The sequence below is a fragment of the Streptomyces viridifaciens genome, from assembly GCF_001888885.2.
In the GTDB taxonomy this organism is placed as follows: domain Bacteria; phylum Actinomycetota; class Actinomycetes; order Streptomycetales; family Streptomycetaceae; genus Kitasatospora; species Kitasatospora aureofaciens.
Map to the genome: position 1 here is coordinate 6,775,989 of NZ_CP090841.1, position 15,465 is coordinate 6,791,453.

Here is a 15,465-nt window from a genome sequence, read left to right on the forward strand (position 1 = left end):
TCTTTCTAGGCGGGCACCCGCTGGGGCTGCTCGGGCCGGGCGTGTTCGGCCGGCCCGGCCGGCGTCGGCGCGGACCGGCCGCGCAGCAGCCACCAGGCCAGCGCGGCCGCGCCGGCCAGCAGCACCCCGGCCAGCAGCCCGGCGCTGTTCAGGCCGTGGACGAAGGAGTCCTTCGCGCTCGCCAGCAGCGGCTGCGCCAGCTCCGGCGGCAGCCCCCGTGCCGTCTCCACGGCCGCGCCCAGCGACTCCCCGGCCCGGGTGGCGACCTCCGGGGAGGCCCCGGCCGGGACGGACAGCCCGTTCGTGTAGATCGAGCCGACCACCGAGCCGACCAGCGCGATGCCGAGCGCGGTGCCCAGCTCGTACGCCGTCTCGGAGACCGCCGAGGCGGCCCCGGCCTTGTCGGCGGGAGCGGCGGTCAGCACCAGGTCGGCGCCGAGGGTGTAGACCACGCCCTCGGCCGTGCCGGTCACCAGGAAGGAGACGGCCAGCAGCAGGTAGGTGGTGTCCTGCTCCATCCAGCCCAGCCCGCCCGTGGCCAGGCCCATCGCCAGCAGACTGACGGCCAGGGCCCGGCGCGCGCCGAAGCGCCGGGCGATCCGGGCGGTCAGCAGCCCGCCGGCCACCGAACCGGCGAAGGCCGGCAGCTCCGCCAGGCCCGCCTGGAGCGGGTCGTAGCCGCGCACCAGCTGGAGGTACTGGGAGACCACGAAGATCACGCCGGACAGGCCGACCAGCGAGATCAGCGAGGCCGTGACGGCGGCGGTGAACCGGCGGTCCCGGAACAGCCGGACGTCCAGCAGCGGGGTCTCCAGCCGCAGCTGGCGGCGGACGAAGAGGGCCAGCGCGGCGGCGCCCAGCAGGAAGGTGACCGGCACGTCCCAGCGGGCGGGGCCGTGCGCGGCGCCCTCCTTGACCGCGTACACCACGCCGATCACGCCGGCCATCGACAGCGCGACGCTCAGCACGTCCCAGCGCCCCGGCTTCGGGTCCCGGGACTCCGGCAGCAGCCAGGCGCCGGACACCAGCAGCAGGGCCAGCACCGGGATGTTCAGCAGGAACACCGAACCCCACCAGAAGTGCTCCAGCAGCAGCCCGCCGACCACCGGGCCGAGCGCGGCACCGGCGGTGGCGGCCGCGCCCCAGACGCCGATCGCGGTGGCCCGCTCCCGGTCGTCCGGGAACAGCCCGCGGATCAGCGAGAGGGTGGAGGGCATGATCGTCGCCCCGGCGACACCGAGCAGCGCCCGGGCCAGGATCAGCCAGCCCGGGCCCGGGGCGTACGCGGCCAGCAGCGAGGCGGCCCCGAAGGCGGTGGCGCCGGTCAGCAGCAGCTTCTTGCGCCCGATCCGGTCGCTCAGGGCGCCCATGCTGACCAGCAGGCCGGCCAGCACGAAGGAGTAGGAGTCGCCGATCCACAGCAGCTGGGTGCCGCTGGGGCGCAGCGTCTCGCTGATGGAGGGGAGGGCGAGGGAGAGCACGGTCGCGTCCAGGGCGACCACGGTGACGGCCAGTACCAGGACGGCGAGGCCGGTCCAGCGCTGGCGGGCGGTCAGGGCGGGGGTACCACTCATGGGTTATCGGTTTCCGGTTTCCGGTCCGAGGTGCTGTGGGTTCGAAGGAGTGGGGTCCCGGCGCAGCGCGCCGCCGAGGAAGAGCTCGGCGAGGGAGAAGGCGGCGTCGCGCGGGGCGAGCCGGCCGTCCTGGATGGCCCAGCCGATCCCGGCCACCAGGTCGAAGAAGGCCTCGCTCAGCCAGGCCGCGCTCAGCTCGATCCGGAAGACGCCCTCGCGCTGGCCGCGCAGGAAGAGCGCGTGCAGCCGGTCGATCTGGACCTCCCAGAGGTCGTTGATCTCGTCGTCGTCGTAGAGCTGGTTCTCGCCCGCCAGGAAGGCGCAGAGCATGGCGTCCGGGACGGCGGCGTCCACCAGGCGGCGCAGGGCCGTCCGGGCGTCGCCCTCCTCGACGGCGGCGGTGTCCAGTGCGGCGGCGAAGCGTTGCAGGCCGAGCCGGCCGACGTCGCGGATCAGCGCGTCGCGGCCCGGGAACAGCCGGTGCAGGGTGGCCCGGCTGATGCCCGCGGCGCGGGCGATCTCGTCCAGGTGGGCGGTGGGGCGGCGGGACAGCACGCCGACGGCGGCTTCCAGAACGGTGTCACGGTCGGTGGCCATGAGTCGAGTGTAGGCCAGATGAGACATTCATGTCTCATATTTGTTCTGCTGGTCTCAGCTGCGCCATAGGAGAATCGAACGCGGACCGCAAAAACCGGGGGCGGCTGGGGTGCCGCCCCCGGTGGGGGTGCTGCGGGCCGTCCGGCCCGCGCCGCTCCGGTCAGCTCTGGTTGTAGAACCCGGTCTCGTCCAGCGGTCGGTCGATCACCATCACCTCGACGTCCGCCGGGGTGAGCAGGAAGACCCGGCGGGCGATCCGCTCGATGCCGCCCCGGGTGCCGAAGATCAGCCCGGAGGCGAAGTCGACCATGCGCTTGGCCTCGGCCTCGTCCATCTCGGTGAGGTCCATGACCACCGGGGTGCTCGCCCGGATGTGCTCACCGACCGTGCGGGCCGCCTCGAAGCCCGTCGGCCGCAGGGAGACGATCTTCGCGGGCGCGGGGACGGCGGGCACCGTCTCCTGATCCACCCACTCGTCGTCGTACGCCGCGGCCGGGTAGTTCCCGGAGGGCATCAGCCACCCGTTGTGGTGCTCGTCGCGAAGTGCTCCCATGCCGCGCCTCCCTGCCTCGTCCCGTCTGGTCCCCCCGGGGGGTGCGTGTCCTTCTTGACACGTCATCCACTCGTCGGAACTGTCCGAGTATCGCACTGTTCACCGGTCCCGTGCCCGCTCGCGGCCCCCGTACGAGTCGTGCCGCACCGGAAACCCGGGCGGACCCGGGCAAAGACAGCGACGCGGCACGGCGCGGTACGGTTGCGCGCGTAGACCATATCGGTAGCGGTCACGGCGTAACTGACCCTCTGTCAACAATGCGGAAACGATTTCACTCGCCGGTCGAACCGTCCACCAGCTCCCGCAACAGATCCGCGTGCCCGTTGTGCCGCGCGTACTCCTCGATCATGTGGACGAGGATCCAGCGGAGCGTCACCTCCTGGTCCTGGCGCGCCCGCTTGCCGACGGTGTCCAGCGGCAGGCCGGCAACCGCCCGGCGGGCGGCCTCGATCTCGGCGCGCCAGGTGGCGAAGTCGGCGGCGACGTCGGCGGTGTCGACGTGGTCGAAGTCGCCGTCAGGGTCCGCCTCGGTCCAGTAGTGGCCGGTGGCGAACTCCTCGCCGAGCAGGACGCCCTGGAACCAGTGCCGTTCGACCTCGGCCATGTGCCGGACCAGACCGAGCAGGGAGAGCGTGGACGGCGGGACCGAGCGCAGCCGCAGCTGGTCGTCGGTCAGGCCCTCGCACTTCAGGGCGAGGGTGCTGCGGTGGTAGTCGAGCCAGGAGGTGAGCATGGCGGCCTCGTCGGCGGCCATCGGCGGGTCCACCCGCGGAGTGAGTTCGGTCATGCGGGACATCGTGGCCCCGATGGCGCGCAGGCGCGAGCGAATTGCGGGGGCGCGAGCGAGGCGTCAGCCGGCCTGCGCCCGGCGGCGGGCCGCGGCCGCCCGCCAGAGCCCGACCAGGCTGCCCAGCACCAGCAGGGCGATCACCCCGGCCGAGACCAGGAACGCGGCCGAGCCCGGCTGGTCCGCGCTGGCCGCGGCGACGACGTACACGGCGGTGGTCGGCACCACGCCGATCGCGGTGGCGAACAGGAAGGGCAGGAAGCGGACCCCGGAGAAGGCCGCGCCGTAGTTGCCCGCCTGGAACGGCAGCCCGGGCAGCAGCCGAAGCACCAGGACGCTGCGGAAGCCCTGGTCGGTGAAGCGCCGGTCGAGGGCGCCGAGCACCTTGCCGCGCAGGTACGGCCGCAGCGCCTCCCGGCCCAGCCCCCGGCCGAGCGCGAAGGCCAGGGCCGCGCCCAGCGTGGTGCCGAGCACCGCGAGCAGCACCCCCTGCTGGATGCCCAGCAGCAGCCCGGCCGCGGCGTTCAGCGCGGGGCGCGGCACGAAGGCGAGCGTCCCGACCGCGTAGACGAGGGTGAACAGCGGGGCGAACCAGTAACCGGGCATCCGGTGCGCCAGCCCGCCGGAGAGCAGGTCGGTCGGGCTCCACAGCAGCAGCGAGCCGGCGCAGGCCCCCAGCAGCACCACCAGCAGGCCGAACCGCCACCAGGCCGAGCGGGCCGGGTGCCGCCCGCCGTGGGCGGCGGGCTCGGCGGGCTCTTCGGCGGTCGGCGCGGCGGAGGTCGTCAGGGCTGCGGGCACGGCGAGAGCCTAACCGGTCGCGGGAGCGGGGCCGGTCGGGGCAGGGCCGACGCCGGTGATCGCGATCGGCATGACGGCGGGTGGGGCTCTACCCGGGGCGCAGGGGTCCGGCTGGACGCACACCTGGGTGGGTCTGGCCGCACTCCCGGGCCGGACCGGGGCGGACGGGGGTTCCGCGCGGTGCACAGTGGGCGCACCGACGGAAGACGAGGAAGGGCTCCTGGGGAAGCTGGGCGGGTGGGCGACGGAGGCCGCGACGGGGTTCCCGCGGGCGTGCGCGGTCGCGGCGGTGACCCTGCTGGTCCCGGCCGTGTGGGCGGGCTCGGTGGTGCTGGGGTGGTCCTGGGGGCTTCGACGCCGACCAGTTCATCGGTTCGCTGGAGCGGGTCGCGGCCGGCGGCACGGCGATGGACCCGGCGGTGATCGCCAAGCTGCTGTCCGCGAGCCCACCGGAGCGAGGGCTCAGCCAGCTCACCGAGCGCGAGTACCGGGTGCTCGGGCTGATGGCGGAGGGACTGTCCAACCAGGCCATCGGGCGGCGGCTGTTCCCCAGTGACAGCGCGGTCGGCAAGTACACCACCTCGATGTTCGGCAAGCTCCGCATCGCGGACGACGACGACACCAACCGCCGCGTCCGGGCCGCGCTCACCTACCTCAACCAGCCCTGAGGCTCCGTCCGGCGCGTGGCGCGGTCCGTCGGTGGATGGGCCCGCCGGGGGCGTACCAGCCCGCCTTCTTGCGGACGGCCGGGCTCGGGTCGCCGGCCTGGCACGCCTGAAGGGCGGCGACGGCGCGGGCGTCGCTGTGGGCGAACTTGCCGACCAGTTCGGCGGCCCTGGCCCGGACCCGTGGGTCGGGGTCGTCGGCCAGGTGACGCAGCGCGGGTTCGAGGACCAGGCCCGCGCCCGGGGCGCAGGCGTCGTCCTTGCAGCGGTCGCAGGCCAGGGCGTGGAAGGCGGCGACCCTGACCTCGGCGTCGGGGTCGTCGGCCATGGCGACGAGCAGGTCCATGGAGTCGGTCTCGACCAGGTGGTCCAGGAGGCGGCAGCAGCCCTCCCGGACGGCCGGGTGGTCATGGGACAGCCCGGCGCGGATCGCGCCCAGTGCGCCCGGCCCGCGCCGGAGCAGCTCGTGGTAGGCCGCCACGGTGCGCTGGGGATCGCCCAGGCAGGAGACCAGGGTTTCGTCGTCGGTCTTGAGGAATCCGAGCACGGCCCCAGTGTCGGACCGCAACGTCCGGCCGCGCAAAGGGATTTAGGCTCGGCGGAGGGACGTCGGCCGACCGCCCCGGCCGGGCCGAAGCGGGGTGCGGTGGTGCGGAAGGCCTGGCGGCCGCCGAAGCAGAAGCCGAGAGCGACCACCTCGGCGGGGCCGACGGTGCACAGCCGCTCCAGGGCGGCCGTGAGGTCGGCCCGCGCCGGTCGCGGAAAACCGCCGGGCGCTGGGGTGCGCTCGGCGGTCGGCGATATCAGCGGGAATTTCCCGGCGAATGGTCGGTCATATCGCGGAGAGATCTTTTCCGGAAGTGTTTCCCGGCGACGACGCGGTCACCTTGTTGTCGGTGGAATCCGGTTCGGCCCGGCGCAGTGCCCCGGCGCTCAGCAGCAGGGCGAAGGCGAGCAGCGTGACGAGTCCGAAGGAGACGGTGAGCGAGGTGGCCTGGGCGAGGGCGCCGATCACGGCGGGGGCGACCAGGCCGGAGGTGTAGGTGACGGTGGCGACGCCCGCGATGGCCTGGCTGGGGTTGCTGCCGATCCGTCCGGCGGCGGCGAAGGCGAGCGGCACGATCACCGCGATGCCGACGCCGATCAGGGCGAAGCCGGGGATGGCCAGCGCCGGGTGGTCGGCGGCCACCACCAGGACGCCGCCGAGGGTGGCGGTCGCACCGCCCAGCCGGGTGGCGCGGACGGCGCCGAGGCGGCGGATCACCGCGTCCCCGGCCAGGCGGCTGACCGCCATGGTGAGCGAGAAGGCGGTGTAGGAGGCGGCCGCGAGGGTGGCGGAGGCGCCGGTGACGGTCTTGAGGTAGACGCCGCTCCAGTCCATCGAGGCGCCCTCGGCGAACACCGCGCAGAAGCCGACCAGTCCGATCACCAGCGAGCTGCGCGGCGGCAGGGCGAAGTGCGGCGGCTCCTCCGCCGCCTCGGGCGCCCGGAAGTCCGGCAGGCTCCGGCAGACCGGCTGGGCGAGGGCGAGCAACACCAGGGCGGTGACGGCCAGTTGGAGCCGGGCGTCGAGGTCCAGGTGGGCGGCCAGGATGCCGAAGCCGGAGGCCAGCAGTCCACCCGCGCTCCACATCCCGTGAAGCCCGGACATGATCGAGCGGCCGAGGCACCGCTCGATCTCCACGCCCTGGGCGTTCATCGCGACGTCCGCTGTGCCCGCGGTGGCGCCGTACACCAGTAGCACCGCGCACAGCGCCGGCAGTGAGGGGGCGAGCGCGGGCAGGGCGAGGGCCAGGCACCAGAGCGAGATCAGCCCGCGCACCGCGGCCCGGCCGCCGTGGCGATGGACGAAGCGCCCGGCGAGCGGCATCGCGAGGGAGGAGCCTATGGCGGGCATCACCAGGGCCAGGCCGAGCTGGCCGGGGGAGAGGTCCAGCCGGTCCTGGATCCACGGGATGCGGGTGACGAAGGTGCCGCTGACGGCGCCGTGCACGCCGAAGACCAGCGCGATGCTCAGCCGGGAGCGGCGTGGGTCGGCGAGTGGTTCCGGGGTTTGCGGGGTCGTGACTGTCATGCGGCGTTCCCTCCCGGTCGCGCGTGGCGGGGCGCGACGGTGCCCTGTGGGTGGTCTACGTGCAGGCCGACGGGTCCGCGCGGCGGGGTGGGCCGTCCGGCGGTTCGTGCGATCGGTTCGATAAATTATCAGGAAGGGACCCTGATAGAAACACTCTGGAAGGATGACCGGCCATGACCACCGCGCGTACGGCCACGCCGAGCACCGCCCGGGCGATCAACGACCGCCTGGCGCTCAACCTCCTGCTCGAACAGGGTCCGCTCACCGCGACCGAGCTGCGCGACCTCACCGGCCTGTCCCGGCCGACCGTCGCCGACCTGCTCGACCGCCTCCAGCGCACCGGCCTGGTGGCCGTCGTCGGCGAGCGCGGCGAACAGCGGCGCGGCCCCAACGCCCGGCTCTACGCGCTGGTCGCCTCCCGCGCCCACATCGCCGCCTTCGACGTCCGCGAGGGCGGGGTCAGCATGGTCGTCGCCGACCTCGCCGGGCGCAGCCTCGCCACCGCGGAGGTGTCGGTCGAGGCGTCGGCCGAGGCGTCGGGCGTAGGTGCAGCCGACGCGGGCGTCGCCGAGAGGATCGTCCGCACCCTGCTGGAGACCGCGCGCGGCGCCGGCGTCGAGCAGCTGCACACCGTCGCGGTCGGCGCCCCCGGCCTGGTCGACCCCGCCACCGGCCGACTGCACAGCACCGGCAAGCTCCCCGGCTGGCACGCCGAACTCCTCACCGCACTGCGGGAGTTGCCCGGCACCGATGTCATCCTGGAGAACGAGGTCAACCTGGCCGGCCGGGCCGAGTACCGGGTCGGCGCCGCGCGCGACCGCGACACCTTCGTGCTGATGTGGCTCGGCCACAGCGTCGGCGCCGCCGTCATCCTGGACGGCCGGCTGCGCCGGGGCTTCTCCGGCGGTACCGGCGAGATCTGCTTCCTGCCCGTCCCCGGCACGGTCGGGCTGCCCAGCGCCGACAGCTGCGAGGGCGGATTCCACGGCCTGGTCGGCAGCGCCGCGATCTGCGCGCTCGCCCGCAGCCACGGGCTGTCCGCCGACCCGGCCGGGGACGCGTCCGCCGCCGAGGCCGCCGTGCGCACCGCACTGGCCGCCGGTGCGGCGGGCGAGGCGTTCCTGGACGAGCTGGCCGAGCGGATCGCGCTCGGCGCGGCCGCGCTCTGCGTGGTGCTCGACCCGGGCTGCGTGGTGCTCGGCGGCGAGATCGGCCGGGCCGGCGGCGCCGAGCTGGCCGGCCGGGTCGAACGGCGGCTGGCCGGGTTCTCCCCGCTGCGCACCGAGGTGCGGGCCGGTACGGCGGGCGGCGGGGCGGTGCTCGCCGGGGCGGTGCTCACCGCCGGGGACGCCGTGCGGCGGGACCTGTTCGGCGAGCCGTAGGCCGTGCCGCCGTGCCGCCTCCGTGGGCTGGTCCGGGGCTGTTTCCCGTCGGCGTGCCCGGTACGGCAGGATGGCGGACGGGGGGCACGTACCCCGTACCTCGTACCACCGTCAGGAGTCGCACATGGGCCAGCCCGAGCTGCCGGTCAACCCGTACCGCATCGGTGAGGCGGCGGCGCTGCTCGGCGTCAGCGCGGACACCATGCGGCGCTGGGTGGACGCCGGGCGGCTCGCCGCCGTGCGGGACGAGCACGGGCACCGGATCATCCCCGGGGCCGAGCTCGCCGCCTTCGCCCGCGAGCTGGCCCGGCCGGAGAACGCCGAGGCCGAGGGCCGGCCGTCCTCGGCGCGCAACCGCTTCCCCGGGATCATCACCCATGTGGTGCTCGGCGACGTGGCCGCGCAGGTGGAGGTGCAGGCCGGGCCGTTCCGGGTGGTGTCGCTGATCAGCCGGGAGTCGGCGGAGGAGCTGAACCTGGTGCCGGGCGCACCCGCCACGGCGGTCATCAAGTCGACCAATGTGATGATCGAGCGGCGTTAGCCACCTCCCTTCCGATTCCCTTCCGACTCCCCGCCGAGCCACACCGAAGAACCGAAGACGAGTCCCGACCGAGAGGCCCGGATGCCGCCCCCGCACCTGCCGACCACCCAGAGCGCCGTGCTGGCGATCGAGGCCGTCGCCGCCCGGCACGGCCGCGCCGTGCGGGCCCAGCACGACATCGGGAGCGACCGGACCTTCGCCGGGCTGGTCGGCCACGAGGACGGACCGGACGCCATCCCGCACGAAGCCCTGCTGGAGTTCGACGGCAGCCCGCGGACCGCCGTCCGGCTGTTCACCCACGACGAGGTGACCGTGACCGTCGAGGGCATCCCCTTCGACGTCCCGCGCGACAGCGTCCCGGCCTTCCTGAACTCCGTCTGGTCCGGCCTGGTGCACGTCAGGGCGCGGACCTTCCCGCCGTCCACCACCCTGATCGTCACCGTCCCGGGGGAAGCCGGCTACCGCGAGTCCCTCGGCCTCCACGACCTCACCCCCTGGCTGTCCGGAAGGATCCGATGAGCCCCGCCGCCCCCGCCGACCGCCGCCCGGTGCTCGCCGTCGCCCACCGCGGCGACCCGTACCGCCACCGCGAGAACACCCTGCCCTCCGTCGAGTCCGCGCTCGCCGCCGGGGCCGACGCCGTCGAGGTGGACGTCCAGCTCACCCGCGACAAGGTGCCGGTGCTGCTGCACGACCCCACCCTGGAACGGCTCTGGGGCGACCCGCGCTCGATCGGCCGGGTCACCACCGAGCAGCTGGACGAGCTGCGGCAGGGGGAACTGGCCGTCCCCACCCTCGCCGAGGCGATCAAGGCCGTGGCGGAAGCCAACGGCCCGCGCCTGCTCATCGACCTGGACGACCCCGGCCCGGCCGCCGCCACCTGGTCCGTCGTCACCGGGCTCGGTGCCGAGGCGCTGGTCGCCTTCTGCGGCCACACCACCGCCATGCTCGCCGTGCGCGAGCTCAGCCCGGACGCCGAGATCGCGCTCACCTGGAAGCAGCCGCGGATGCCCGCGCCCGCCCTGCTGCGCGACCTGCGCCCGCGCTTCCTCAACCCGCCGTTCGGTCTGGTCACCCCCCGGTTCGTCGGGGAAGCGACGGACGAGGGACTCGCCGTCTCCACCTGGACCGCCGACCTGCGCCGCACCATGCGCCGACTGCGCGACACCGGCGCCGCCTCCATCACCACCAACCGGATCTCCGTGCTGCGCTCCGTCGTGGACGGCCGCCGGTGACGGTGCTCGGCACCCGCGCCCTGAGCCGCGCACTGCTGGCCCGTCAGCACCTGCTCGCCCGTACCGACCGGACACCCCTGGAGGTGATCCACCACCTCGGCGGCCTCCAGGCCCAGGCCGCCCCCCAGCCGCCGTACCTCGGGCTGCTCTCCCGGCTGGACGGCTTCGCCCCGGAGCAGCTCACCGGGTTGATCGAACAGCGGGCGGTGGTCCGGATCGCGCTCCAGCGCGGCACCATCCACCTGGTCACCGCCGAGGACTGCCTGACCCTGCGTCCGCTGCTCCAGCCCGTCCTGGACCAGGCCCTGCGGACCACCTACGGCAAGCGGCTGGCCGGACTCGACCTGGCCGTGCTGGCCGCCGAGGCCCGCGCCCTGGTCGAGGAGGAGCCGCGCACCTTCCAGCGGCTCGGCGCGCTGCTGGCCGCCACCCGCCCGGACCGCGACCCGGCGGCGCTGGCCCAGGCCGCGCGGTGCCTGCTGCCGCTGGTCCAGGTGCCGCCGCGGGGACTGTGGGGGCGCGGCGGACCGGCCGCCCACACCACCGCCGAGGCCTGGCTCGGCCGCCCGCTCGACCCCGAGCCCTCGCCGGACGGCCTGGTGCTGCGCTACCTCGCCGCCTTCGGCCCGGCCGGCGCGGCGGACCTGAGGAAGTGGTGCGGCCTTCCCGGCCTCGGCCCCGTCCTGCAGCGGGTCGCGCCGCGGCTGCTGACCTTCCGGGACGAGCAGGGCCGGCTGCTGTACGACCTGCCGCAGGCGCCCCGGCCGGAGCCGGACGCCCCGGCGCCGGTGCGGCTGGTCGCGCCGTTCGACAACCTGCTGCTCTCCCACGCCGACCGGAGCCGGGTGCTGCCGGAGGAGTACAAGGGGCGGGTGATGACCCGGAACGGGCTGGTGCCCGGCACCCTGCTGGTGGACGGGCTGGTCGCCGGGACGTGGGGGCTGACGGGGGAGCGGGAGGTGGCCGTCCAGCCGTTCGTCCGCCTGGCGCCGGCGGACCGCGAGGCGGCGGAGGCGGAGGCGCACCGCGTACTGGCCTTCGCGGGCGGGGGCGGGGGCGGGGCGGTGCGGATCGAGGCGGTGGGCTAGCCACCACAACGGGCGGATCGTCAGATTCTCTGTTGAGATGGGTCGGTTCGGACTCAACGACGACCCCCGTCGGAGGCTGCCGTGTCCGTGGAGCGCCCGCCCGGTGGGCGGCCCGACCACCGCAGGCCGTACCTGATGCTGCCGCCCGCCGTGCGGTGTGCGGCGGCCTGGTCGGTGGCGGTGATCCTGCTGATCACCGTGGGCTCCCTGGTGGTGTTCGCGCTGGTCGAGCTGAGGGCCGCCACCGTGCCGTTCCTCCTGGCGCTGCTGGGGGCCTCACTGCTCCACCCGGTGGTGCCCTGGCTGGTGCGGCGGGGGCTGAGCCGGAGCCTGGCGGCCGGGCTGACCTGCCTGGTGCTGGTGGTCGCGGTGGTCGGGGTGGTCGCCCTGCTGGTCAACTCCCTGGTGCACAGCGCCCCGCAGATCGCCGCCTCGCTCCCGGCCGCCGGGCAGCGGCTGGCCCGGTGGCTCGGACCGTTCGGGGCGAAGATCCAGCACGCGCTGGAGAACGCCAAGGGCGAGACCAACTCGCTGGTCTCGACGCTGACCAACGGCGTGCTCTCCGGGCTCGGCCTGCTCACCCAGCTGATCACCGGCGCGGTGCTGGCCCTGGCGCTGGTCTTCTTCTTCCTGCGCGACGGCCACCGCACCGGTGACGCCATCCGCGCCACCCTGCCCGGGCGCGGCGCCGAGACCGTGGTCGCCTGCGCCGACCGTGCCTTCGACGCGATGGCGGGCTTCATGCGCGGCACCACGCTGATCGCCCTGATCGACGCGGCCTTCATCACCGTCGGCCTGCTCGCCCTCGGCGTCCCCGGCGCCGCGGGCCTGGGCGCGCTGGTCTTCATGGGGGCGTACATCCCGTTCGTCGGCGCGTTCCTGTCCGGCACGGTGGCGGTGCTGGTCGCGCTGGCCGACGGCGGGCTCGGCACCGCGCTGTGGGCGCTCGGTGTGGTGCTGACGGTCCAGATGATCGAGGGCAACATCCTCCAGCCGGTCATCCAGAGCCGCACGGTCGAGCTGCACCCGGCGACCATCATGGTCGCCGTCGTGGCCGGTTCCGGCATCGCGGGCATCATCGGCGCACTGCTGGCGGTGCCGGTGTGCGCGGCGGGCATGGGCGTGGTCTCGGTCCTCCGGGGGCTGCCGGGCGGGCGCGAGTGACCTGGTTGCCCCCGGGAGGGCAGGTGTGCGAGCATCACTAATGCGACGGGAGTCGCGATAGGGGTGGAGGGGTGCGGGTGGAACTGTTCGAGGTGGCCGGGGCGGGGGACGGGCCGTACGGGATTGCCGTCGGCCCCGACGGGGGCGTGTGGTTCACCCTGGTGCACGCCGGGGAGATCGGGCGGCTGGGCGCCGACGGGGCGGTGGAACGCCTCGGGCTGGGGGCGCCGGGGTGCGGCCCCTCGGTGATCACCGTGGGGCCGGACGGGGCGCTGTGGTTCAGCCGGATGCGGGACCACCGGATCGGGCGGATCACCGTGGACGGGAAGATCTCGTCGTACGGGCTGCCGACCGGGGACGCCGGGCCGTACGGGATCGCCGCCGGACCGGACGGGGCACTGTGGTTCACCGAACTCAACGCCCATCGGGTCGGGCGGATCACGGTGGACGGGGAGGTGGCCGAGTATCCGCTGCCGCAGGCCGGGGCCTTCCCCTCGCTGATCACCGCCGGGGCCGACGGCGCGCTGTGGTGCACCCTCAACCAGGCCGACGCGATCGCCCGGGTGAGTGTCCACGGCGAGGTGACCGTCCACCGGCTGCCCACCGGGGGCACCGCGCCGGTCGGGATCACCGCCGGGGCCGACGGCGCGCTCTGGTACGTCGGGATCGGCGGCGGACTGGTCGGGCGGATCACGGTGGACGGGCAGGTCACCGAGTACCCGCTCGCCGACCGCGCGGCCAAGCCGCACGCGATCGCCGCCGGGCCGGACGGACGGCTGTGGTTCACCGAGTGGGGCGCAGGCCGGATCGGCGTGCTCACCCCGGACGGGCGGCTGGACGGCCACCCGATCCCGGGCCCCCGCGCCGAACCGCACGGGATCGCCGTCGGCCCGGACGGGGCGGTGTACGCGGCCCTGGAGCGCGGGCAGATCGCCCGGTTGGCGGGCGCGTGAACTGACCGGGCGCCAACTCCGGTCAGACCGCCGGCGGACCGCAGGGCCCGACGGGAAGTCCCGGGTGCGGTGCGGAACTCGGGCCCAGCGGCCCGGGCCGGGCGGGCCCAAGGGCCCTGGGGCGTACGTGGCGTGGATCCGGATCATGGATCGCCACCCATTCGCACGACGTTCCGAAGGAGTGCGTCCTTGAGCGCCACCCAGGCACAGGGCGACCCCACCCCGCCGCCGACGGCCCTGCCGCAACACCCGGTTCGGGCCAGGCGGCCCGGTTCGGCCGTGGTCAGGCTGTTGACCACCACCGACCACAAGACGATCGGCACCATGTACCTGGTGTCCTCGTTCGCGTTCTTCCTGATCGGCGGCATCCTCGCCCTGGTCATGCGCGCCGAACTCGCCCGGCCCGGAACGCAGATCCTCTCCAACGAGCAGTTCAACCAGGCCTTCACCATGCACGGCTCGGTGATGCTGCTGCTCTTCGCGATGCCACTGTTCACCGGCTTCGCCAACTGGATCATGCCGCTGCAGATCGGCGCGCCCGACGTGGCGTTCCCGCGCCTGAACATGCTGTCCTACTGGCTGTTCATGTTCGGCTCGCTGATCGCCGCCGCCGGTTTCGCCACCCCGCAGGGCGCCGCCGACTTCGGCTGGTTCCTCTACGCGCCGCTGTCCGACGCCGTCCACTCGCCGGGAGTCGGCTCCGACATGTGGATCATGGGCGTCACGCTGTCCGGCTTCGGCAGCATCTTCGGCGCGGTCAACTTCATCACCACCATCATCTGCATGCGCGCCCCCGGACTGACCATGTTCCGGATGTCCATCTTCTGCTGGAACGTGCTGCTGACCTCGGTGCTGGTGCTGCTGGTCTTCCCGGTGCTGGCCGCCGCGCTGCTCGCGCTCGAATGCGACCGCAAGTTCGGCTCGCACGTCTTCGACCCGGCCAACGGCGGGGCGATGCTCTGGCAGCACCTGTTCTGGTTCTTCGGGCATCCCGAGGTGTACATCCTGGCGCTGCCGTTCTTCGGCATAGTCTCGGAGGTCATCCCGGTGTTCAGCCGCAAGCCGATGTTCGGCTACGCGGGCCTGATCGCCGCCACGGTGGCCATCGCCGGGCTGTCGGTGACGGTGTGGGCGCACCACATGTACGTCACCGGGCAGGTGCTGCTGCCGTTCTTCTCCTTCATGACCTTCCTGATCGCCGTGCCGACCGGCGTCAAGTTCTTCAACTGGGTGGGCACCATGTGGAGGGGCTCGCTGAGCTTCGAGACGCCGATGCTGTGGACGGTCGGCTTCCTGGTCACCTTCCTGTTCGGCGGTCTGACGGGCGTGCTGCTCGCAGCCCCGCCGATCGACTTCCACGTCTCCGACTCGTACTTCGTCGTCGCCCACTTCCACTACACGCTGTTCGGCACGGTGGTGTACGCGATGTTCGCCGGCTTCCACTTCTGGTGGCCCAAGATGACCGGCAAGAAGCTCGACGAACGGCTCGGCCGGATCACCTTCTGGACGCTCACCGTCGGCTTCCACGCGACCTTCCTGGTGCAGCACTGGCTGGGCGCCGAGGGCATGCCCCGCCGGTACGCCGACTACCTCGCCTCGGACGGCTTCACCACCCTGAACACCGTGTCCACCATCGGGTCCTTCCTGCTCGGCCTGTCGATCCTGCCGTTCCTCTACAACGTCTGGAAGACCGCCAAGTACGGCGAGCGCGTCACCTCGGACGACCCCTGGGGCTGGGGCCGCTCGCTGGAGTGGGCCACCTCCTGCCCGCCGCCCCGGCACAACTTCGTCAGACTGCCCCGGATCCGCTCCGAATCCCCGGCCTTCGACCTCCACCACCCGGACATCGCGGCCCGGGACGTCCTGGAGCACACCGGGAAGCCGGCCAGGCACCTGGGCGGGGTGGAGCCGGTGAAGTACGACCGGCCGCTGACCCGGGCGCAGCGGGCCCAGACGTCCACGTCCTCTTCCGCCGACGGCTGAGGCCGTCACCCCGAACGGCCGTCCCCGCCCGTGCCGCCGCCCCCGGCGGGCGGGGGCGGCCCCCACCC

15 protein-coding genes and 1 pseudogene are annotated in these 15,465 nt (G+C 73.9%); 9 read left to right on the plus strand and 7 right to left on the minus strand.

Going from position 1 to position 15,465, the window contains the following annotated elements; translation table 11 throughout:
* Positions 1 to 5 precede the first annotated feature (5 nt).
* The 5 genes from BOQ63_RS37460 to BOQ63_RS37480 form a co-directional block, all read right to left on the minus strand.
* Entirely contained in the window at positions 6 to 1,574 is a 1,569-nt protein-coding gene (locus tag BOQ63_RS37460) for an MFS transporter (RefSeq protein WP_079183924.1), read from the minus strand.
* A 3-nt stretch (positions 1,575 to 1,577) separates the two neighbouring features.
* Positions 1,578 to 2,171 (minus strand): TetR/AcrR family transcriptional regulator, encoded by a 594-nt coding sequence (locus BOQ63_RS37465; RefSeq protein WP_046385826.1) that lies wholly within the window; start codon positions 2,169 to 2,171, stop codon positions 1,578 to 1,580.
* 160 nt (positions 2,172 to 2,331) lie between these two features.
* Positions 2,332 to 2,724, minus strand: coding sequence for a cell division protein SepF (locus BOQ63_RS37470; protein WP_167395834.1), 393 nt, complete (start codon positions 2,722 to 2,724; stop codon positions 2,332 to 2,334).
* Positions 2,725 to 2,995: 271 nt separating this feature from the next.
* Positions 2,996 to 3,511 (minus strand): DinB family protein, encoded by a 516-nt coding sequence (locus BOQ63_RS37475; RefSeq protein WP_030278800.1) that lies wholly within the window; start codon positions 3,509 to 3,511, stop codon positions 2,996 to 2,998.
* 63 nt (positions 3,512 to 3,574) lie between these two features.
* Entirely contained in the window at positions 3,575 to 4,312 is a 738-nt protein-coding gene (locus tag BOQ63_RS37480) for a TVP38/TMEM64 family protein (protein WP_223886155.1), read from the minus strand.
* Positions 4,313 to 4,662: 350 nt separating this feature from the next.
* Between BOQ63_RS37480 and BOQ63_RS37485 the strand changes: the two are divergent.
* Positions 4,663 to 4,980, plus strand: a pseudogene (locus BOQ63_RS37485) (response regulator transcription factor); the annotation flags it as partial.
* Here BOQ63_RS37485 and BOQ63_RS37490 read toward each other — a convergent pair.
* Positions 4,967 to 5,524 (minus strand): HEAT repeat domain-containing protein, encoded by a 558-nt coding sequence (locus tag BOQ63_RS37490; RefSeq protein WP_072655765.1) that lies wholly within the window; start codon positions 5,522 to 5,524, stop codon positions 4,967 to 4,969. The pseudogene BOQ63_RS37485 and the gene BOQ63_RS37490 sit on opposite strands and share 14 nt — an antisense overlap.
* A 285-nt stretch (positions 5,525 to 5,809) precedes the next feature.
* Positions 5,810 to 7,051, minus strand: coding sequence for an MFS transporter (locus tag BOQ63_RS37495; RefSeq protein WP_046385825.1), 1,242 nt, complete (start codon positions 7,049 to 7,051; stop codon positions 5,810 to 5,812).
* A gap of 173 nt (positions 7,052 to 7,224) precedes the next feature.
* On the opposite strand from BOQ63_RS37495, the gene BOQ63_RS37500 reads away from it, so the two are divergent.
* The 8 genes from BOQ63_RS37500 to ctaD all read left to right on the plus strand — a co-directional run bounded on the left by BOQ63_RS37500 (position 7,225) and on the right by ctaD (position 15,397).
* Positions 7,225 to 8,433, plus strand: a complete 1,209-nt coding sequence (locus BOQ63_RS37500; RefSeq protein ID WP_030278791.1) for an ROK family transcriptional regulator — start codon at positions 7,225 to 7,227, stop codon at positions 8,431 to 8,433.
* 124 nt (positions 8,434 to 8,557) lie between these two features.
* Positions 8,558 to 8,974 carry a TOBE domain-containing protein gene (locus tag BOQ63_RS37505; RefSeq protein ID WP_030278789.1) on the plus strand — a complete coding sequence of 139 codons (417 nt, stop codon included), beginning with the start codon at positions 8,558 to 8,560 and terminating at the stop codon, positions 8,972 to 8,974.
* 81 nt (positions 8,975 to 9,055) lie between these two features.
* Positions 9,056 to 9,493, plus strand: coding sequence for a hypothetical protein (locus tag BOQ63_RS37510; protein WP_072655767.1), 438 nt, complete (start codon positions 9,056 to 9,058; stop codon positions 9,491 to 9,493).
* A complete protein-coding gene (locus BOQ63_RS37515; RefSeq protein WP_030278785.1) occupies positions 9,490 to 10,209 on the plus strand; it encodes a glycerophosphodiester phosphodiesterase in 720 nt (239 codons plus the stop codon). Before BOQ63_RS37510 ends, BOQ63_RS37515 begins: the two co-directional genes overlap by 4 nt.
* On the plus strand, positions 10,206 to 11,297 hold the full coding sequence (locus BOQ63_RS37520; RefSeq protein ID WP_150476273.1) for a winged helix DNA-binding domain-containing protein: 1,092 nt from the start codon (positions 10,206 to 10,208) through the stop codon (positions 11,295 to 11,297). Before BOQ63_RS37515 ends, BOQ63_RS37520 begins: the two co-directional genes overlap by 4 nt.
* Before the next feature lie 81 nt (positions 11,298 to 11,378).
* Complete coding sequence (locus BOQ63_RS37525; protein WP_223886156.1) at positions 11,379 to 12,461, plus strand: AI-2E family transporter; 1,083 nt, start codon at positions 11,379 to 11,381, stop codon at positions 12,459 to 12,461.
* A 71-nt stretch (positions 12,462 to 12,532) separates the two neighbouring features.
* Positions 12,533 to 13,414, plus strand: coding sequence for a Vgb family protein (locus tag BOQ63_RS37530; RefSeq protein ID WP_030278779.1), 882 nt, complete (start codon positions 12,533 to 12,535; stop codon positions 13,412 to 13,414).
* Between the two features lie 237 nt (positions 13,415 to 13,651).
* Positions 13,652 to 15,397, plus strand: coding sequence for an aa3-type cytochrome oxidase subunit I (gene ctaD / locus BOQ63_RS37535; RefSeq protein WP_050367185.1), 1,746 nt, complete (start codon positions 13,652 to 13,654; stop codon positions 15,395 to 15,397).
* The last annotated feature ends 68 nt before the right edge of the window (positions 15,398 to 15,465 follow it).

Bases quoted from the DNA above. Each gene is read 5' to 3' on its own strand.
- BOQ63_RS37500 (WP_030278791.1), top strand. From the start codon at position 7,225: ATGACCACCGCGCGTACGGCCACGCCGAGCACCGCCCGGGCGATCAAC.
- BOQ63_RS37510 (WP_072655767.1), top strand. From the start codon at position 9,056: ATGCCGCCCCCGCACCTGCCGACCACCCAGAGCGCCGTGCTGGCGATC.
- BOQ63_RS37515 (WP_030278785.1), top strand. From the start codon at position 9,490: ATGAGCCCCGCCGCCCCCGCCGACCGCCGCCCGGTGCTCGCCGTCGCC.
- BOQ63_RS37470 (WP_167395834.1), bottom strand. From the start codon at position 2,724: ATGGGAGCACTTCGCGACGAGCACCACAACGGGTGGCTGATGCCCTCC.
- BOQ63_RS37460 (WP_079183924.1), bottom strand. From the start codon at position 1,574: ATGAGTGGTACCCCCGCCCTGACCGCCCGCCAGCGCTGGACCGGCCTC.
- BOQ63_RS37465 (WP_046385826.1), bottom strand. From the start codon at position 2,171: ATGGCCACCGACCGTGACACCGTTCTGGAAGCCGCCGTCGGCGTGCTG.
- BOQ63_RS37505 (WP_030278789.1), top strand. From the start codon at position 8,558: ATGGGCCAGCCCGAGCTGCCGGTCAACCCGTACCGCATCGGTGAGGCG.
- BOQ63_RS37495 (WP_046385825.1), bottom strand. From the start codon at position 7,051: ATGACAGTCACGACCCCGCAAACCCCGGAACCACTCGCCGACCCACGC.
- BOQ63_RS37475 (WP_030278800.1), bottom strand. From the start codon at position 3,511: ATGACCGAACTCACTCCGCGGGTGGACCCGCCGATGGCCGCCGACGAG.